This is a genomic window from Acidithiobacillus albertensis (assembly GCF_001931655.1).
In the GTDB taxonomy this organism is placed as follows: Bacteria; Pseudomonadota; Gammaproteobacteria; order Acidithiobacillales; family Acidithiobacillaceae; genus Acidithiobacillus; species Acidithiobacillus thiooxidans.
Map to the genome: position 1 here is coordinate 1 of NZ_MOAD01000090.1, position 3,811 is coordinate 3,811.

The window sequence follows — 3,811 nt, forward strand, 5'->3', positions numbered from 1 at the left end:
CACATGGGTATGGCGCTGTTGACACTGTCCGATGACCTGACCATCCAGCACGTTGAGTGCGGCAAACAAGGTCGTAGTGCCATTACGTTTGTAGTCGTGGGTCATCGTTTATGCGCGGCCCTTTTTGAGGGGGAGTCCCGGTTGGGTCCGATCCAGGGCCTGTACCTGACTTTTTTCATCTCCGGCTTACTCTGCGTGGTCAATTCTACCAGACGGCCACATCCACTTTCACTGGAGGAGCGCCGCGCGGTAAATCGCGCTCTATACCCGCCAGGCGTTGTTCCAGATAACGCTTGCGCCAACGTGCGACTTGCAGGCAGGCGATCCACCCCCAGGCGCTCCGCAATTTCCTTGTTCTGCAAGCCCTCTGCCGCCAGCAATATCATCCGTGCCCGTAATGACAAGCGGACACTGCTTAATCGGGAGGAGACTATACGGGACAACTCGGACCGCTCTTCGCTGGTTAAAGTGACTGTGGGCGCAACTCGCAAGGCTCGACTCCATTCATACCCTCAACATGGAGCTATTTTATCATCATTAACCTTAAGTTTCATCAAGAATGCAACACACACTAGTAATTAGTCTTAAAAGCAACACGTAAGAAGTTCATTGATATCTGTAAATGTATATGATAATCAGTTTGATATTGTGATTTTTCTATGTTCCGAGGCAGATACTACCTATACCACCCACTGCTTTCCCCCGGTACCATGCGTCATAGGGACGATGTGCCCAGGTGACGAGGACAAGGATTCGAGCATGGCAAGCACCAGTACCGAACGGATGCGCAGCAAGCGCCTGCGTGATGCCCAGCGGCTCCGGGATCTCCGTCAGGTGAGCCAGATCAGTGATACTGCCCTGATCGAGCTGCTGGGTGTGGCCTATCGCCAGGCCCTACAGGGTAAAGACGGACTTCTGGTACGGGAGCTGCTGGCCGAACTGGAGCGGCGCCTGGAACAGGCCGGGCAGAAAGGGGCGTCAATAGGCGCAAGCGGCTTAGGGCGAGAAGAATAAAAAGAGGCGTGGTCATTCGTCACTGTGACCTGTTTTTATGGTATTCTGAAAGTCCATTCACCCTCCCCAAGGCTATGGACCGATGACTGATCAGACTGATACACCATACTCTGTCGATGCCCACAACCCCGATGACCCGCCTGCCCACCGCGACCTCGCAGAAAACCAGGTATTTCTTTTGCTGTTGACGACATCCCGGGTGTTATTGCTGTCTTTTCCGGTAGCACTCCTCGACGCCTTTGTCGGACGTTGGGTAGACATGGCCATCAATATCGGGATTGGACTGACGGGTGTGTTGCTGCGGATCTTTTTGGGCTTGCTGAATCATGAGGCACCAGAGCAATGGTTTGCAGAACCGCCTATCCTCCGACTCATTCTCTGCCTGCTGTACGAGACGGATAGCTGTGTTGCATTTAAGCAGGAGTTGCGCGATATGAATACCGCGCGGGAGGCGAATCAGTATCTATCGCCAAGGGCCGGCTCCAGATCTTCCTTGCGTTTGCAGGGGCAGGCCTGGACGCGCCACCGTCTGCCGGCCCGGTCGCTGCCAAAGCAGTGTCTGGCTGGCTACCGTCTGCAACGCAGACTGCAGAATCTGGATAATTCTCGCCGGTTTTGAAAGCCGGACACAACCAGACAAGGCAAGCAACACCACAAAAAAACGAAAGGAGTTATCCTGATGTGTCATTTCTTAGACCGTACATTGTCCCAGTTTTATACAGGTTACACAGAACCTGAAGGAGGATTTCCTGCAAGCTTTGTGGCCCTTGGGTAGGCAATAGCAAAAAATAGTAAATAAATACTATATATTAGGTAACTTGCTATAATCTGCTAAATGGACAGAAACGATATTTGGCACTATCAAAGGACCGACCTCGCACAGAAGTACGTGGAAATCCTGAATATCGGTTTGAGCAGCGCGCTTGCACTGTTTGCGCCGCTCCGGGTGGGGAAAACAGAGTTCCTTCGCAAAGACCTCACTCCGGCTGCAGAAGCAGCGGGGTATTGGGTTATCTATGTATCCCTTTGGGAATTGAAAGAAGACCCTGGACAGGCACTAATCAAGAAAATCCAAGCCGAAGAACAAAGCTTTCTCCGCACACCATTCCAGAAAGTACGCACCATACCAAGGTTCAAAACGGGTGCTGGATTCATGGACACAGAAGACAGGATTAGCGCAGGAGGGGAAGAAAATAAAAAAATAAGTTCACAAGACCTGATTGAACTGGGTGAGGTGATGCGCCACCTGGCGGAAGGGAAACGGCCAGTGTTACTCCTCATCGACGAGGTGTAAACGCTGGCCGACGAAGCCCGCTATGGGGCACTGGTAGCTGCATTGCGCACCGCACTCGACAAGTACAAGGATCAGATTAAGGTCATTTTCACAGGATCATCGCAAGAAGGTCTGCGGCAAATGTTCAACAAGGGAAAAGCCCCGCTGTACCAATTTTGCCAGCAACTCGTGTTTCCCTTGATGGACAGGCTGTTCGTCGAACACCTGTTAGGCACCTATGAAAAAATCACCGGAAACAATCTGGACGAAAATCGCGCATGGCAAGCCTTTGAGGAACTGGAACGTGTGCCACAGTATTTTCGGTCGCTTTTGGAAAAAATGGTGCTTACAGGATCGCAGGACTTTGATTTTTCCCTGCAGGAAGTTCGCGAAAACCTAGAAAAAGCGACCAACCACCCAGAAAAATGGTAAAGCTTTAATCCTATGGACAAGGCTGTGGTACTCCAAATCGTTGAGTCAGGAAAGACTTGCGGCAAAAAACATCGCGCCAACATGGATCACTATCTCGGGCTTCCCACAGGGACAATCAAAATATCCAATGTACAGCAATCCATCAGGAGGCTCATGGGTCAGGGTGTCATTGCAAGGTCAGGTGGATCGGGATCTTACCGAATAGTGGATCCGACTTTTCTTGCCTGGATTCGCAAAAACAAAAGGGCGTAGAAATAGTGGGTTATAAAAAATCTCCATACTGTTGCGGCATCTGATCTCAGTTTTATTTACTGGCTGCTCAGCACAATCTCTCTGTCGAGTCCAGAGACTAAGACAGCAGAATTTATGCTAAAGGTTCCCGTGGGATAGATTTTTCATGTAATCAGTGGCCTGCGCCGTCTGCTCAAGAAATGGTGCGACTAGATGGCCCTTTCTTCAGCAGATCTGTTGTACTTTAGCGACAATATGACTCTATAGTGTCCCTGTTGTATGCCCTTACCATAAAAACGGATCCCTTCTCTTCTGGAATCGGGCACGGCTCAGTATGTCGCTTCTGTCGCAAGATCCTTCCGCTGTGCTGGAACGCTTATTGCTTTCTCAATATTGGAAAGCGCTACACAAGTCCGAAAAACGCGACCGCAAAGCGGAAAGGAGGTATGCACATTTTTTATACCGTAACCCCTGAGCTATTTGTTCGGGGAAAGATAAAAAACCGATCTTCCTACAGGAGAACCGTATGTTCCATGAAATGGAGTCACTGAAGCGCCGTAACATCTGGCAACCAGCTTTACGTGTAGCGACCTTGTTCGGCACCTTGATGGCGTTGGCGGGATGTTATGCGTACCCTCCTGGACCGCCTCCAGGCCCTGGCGGATATTATGCGCATCCTGCACCGCCCCCACCCCCACCGCCGCCCGGAGCGCCAGCGGGTCCCGGGGCTTATTACCAGCAACCCGGGCCGCCGCCCCCCCCACCACCTCCGTGAAGGATTTTATGGGCGCGTATGTCTTGTAAAAGTCAGACAATTTTTCTGTAAACAGGTCTAAAAAAAGCCCCATTTTTCTGAAATGG

The 3,811-nt window shown here is 51.0% G+C and carries 5 protein-coding genes and 1 pseudogene; 5 read left to right on the forward strand and 1 reads right to left on the reverse strand.

Annotated elements, in window-relative coordinates; translation table 11 throughout:
* Nucleotides 1–422 (reverse strand): annotated as a pseudogene (locus tag BLW97_RS20320) (helix-turn-helix domain-containing protein); the annotation flags it as partial.
* 337 nt (nucleotides 423–759) lie between these two features.
* On the opposite strand from BLW97_RS20320, the gene BLW97_RS18195 reads away from it, so the two are divergent.
* The 5 genes from BLW97_RS18195 to BLW97_RS19290 all read left to right on the forward strand — a co-directional run bounded on the left by BLW97_RS18195 (nucleotide 760) and on the right by BLW97_RS19290 (nucleotide 3,725).
* Nucleotides 760–1,014, forward strand: a complete 255-nt coding sequence (locus BLW97_RS18195) for a hypothetical protein (RefSeq protein ID WP_075324183.1) — start codon at nucleotides 760–762, stop codon at nucleotides 1,012–1,014.
* An 82-nt stretch (nucleotides 1,015–1,096) separates the two neighbouring features.
* Entirely contained in the window at nucleotides 1,097–1,633 is a 537-nt protein-coding gene (locus BLW97_RS18200; RefSeq protein ID WP_075324184.1) for a hypothetical protein, read from the forward strand.
* 216 nt (nucleotides 1,634–1,849) lie between these two features.
* A complete protein-coding gene (locus tag BLW97_RS18810) occupies nucleotides 1,850–2,308 on the forward strand; it encodes a hypothetical protein (RefSeq protein ID WP_077218553.1) in 459 nt (152 codons plus the stop codon).
* Between the two features lie 120 nt (nucleotides 2,309–2,428).
* A complete protein-coding gene (locus tag BLW97_RS18815; protein WP_207650654.1) occupies nucleotides 2,429–2,719 on the forward strand; it encodes a hypothetical protein in 291 nt (96 codons plus the stop codon).
* A 757-nt stretch (nucleotides 2,720–3,476) separates the two neighbouring features.
* The gene (locus BLW97_RS19290) at nucleotides 3,477–3,725 is read left to right on the forward strand and encodes a hypothetical protein (RefSeq protein WP_143214993.1); all 249 of its coding nucleotides are present in this window, start codon (nucleotides 3,477–3,479) and stop codon (nucleotides 3,723–3,725) included.
* Nucleotides 3,726–3,811: the final 86 nt, after the last annotated feature.

What these genes read in the sequence shown, in the direction of transcription:
- BLW97_RS18195 (WP_075324183.1), top strand. Translation starts at nt 760, where the DNA reads ATGGCAAGCACCAGTACCGAACGGATGCGCAGCAAGCGCCTGCGTGAT.
- BLW97_RS18200 (WP_075324184.1), top strand. Translation starts at nt 1,097, where the DNA reads ATGACTGATCAGACTGATACACCATACTCTGTCGATGCCCACAACCCC.
- BLW97_RS18810 (WP_077218553.1), top strand. Translation starts at nt 1,850, where the DNA reads ATGGACAGAAACGATATTTGGCACTATCAAAGGACCGACCTCGCACAG.
- BLW97_RS18815 (WP_207650654.1), top strand. Translation starts at nt 2,429, where the DNA reads ATGTTCAACAAGGGAAAAGCCCCGCTGTACCAATTTTGCCAGCAACTC.
- BLW97_RS19290 (WP_143214993.1), top strand. Translation starts at nt 3,477, where the DNA reads ATGTTCCATGAAATGGAGTCACTGAAGCGCCGTAACATCTGGCAACCA.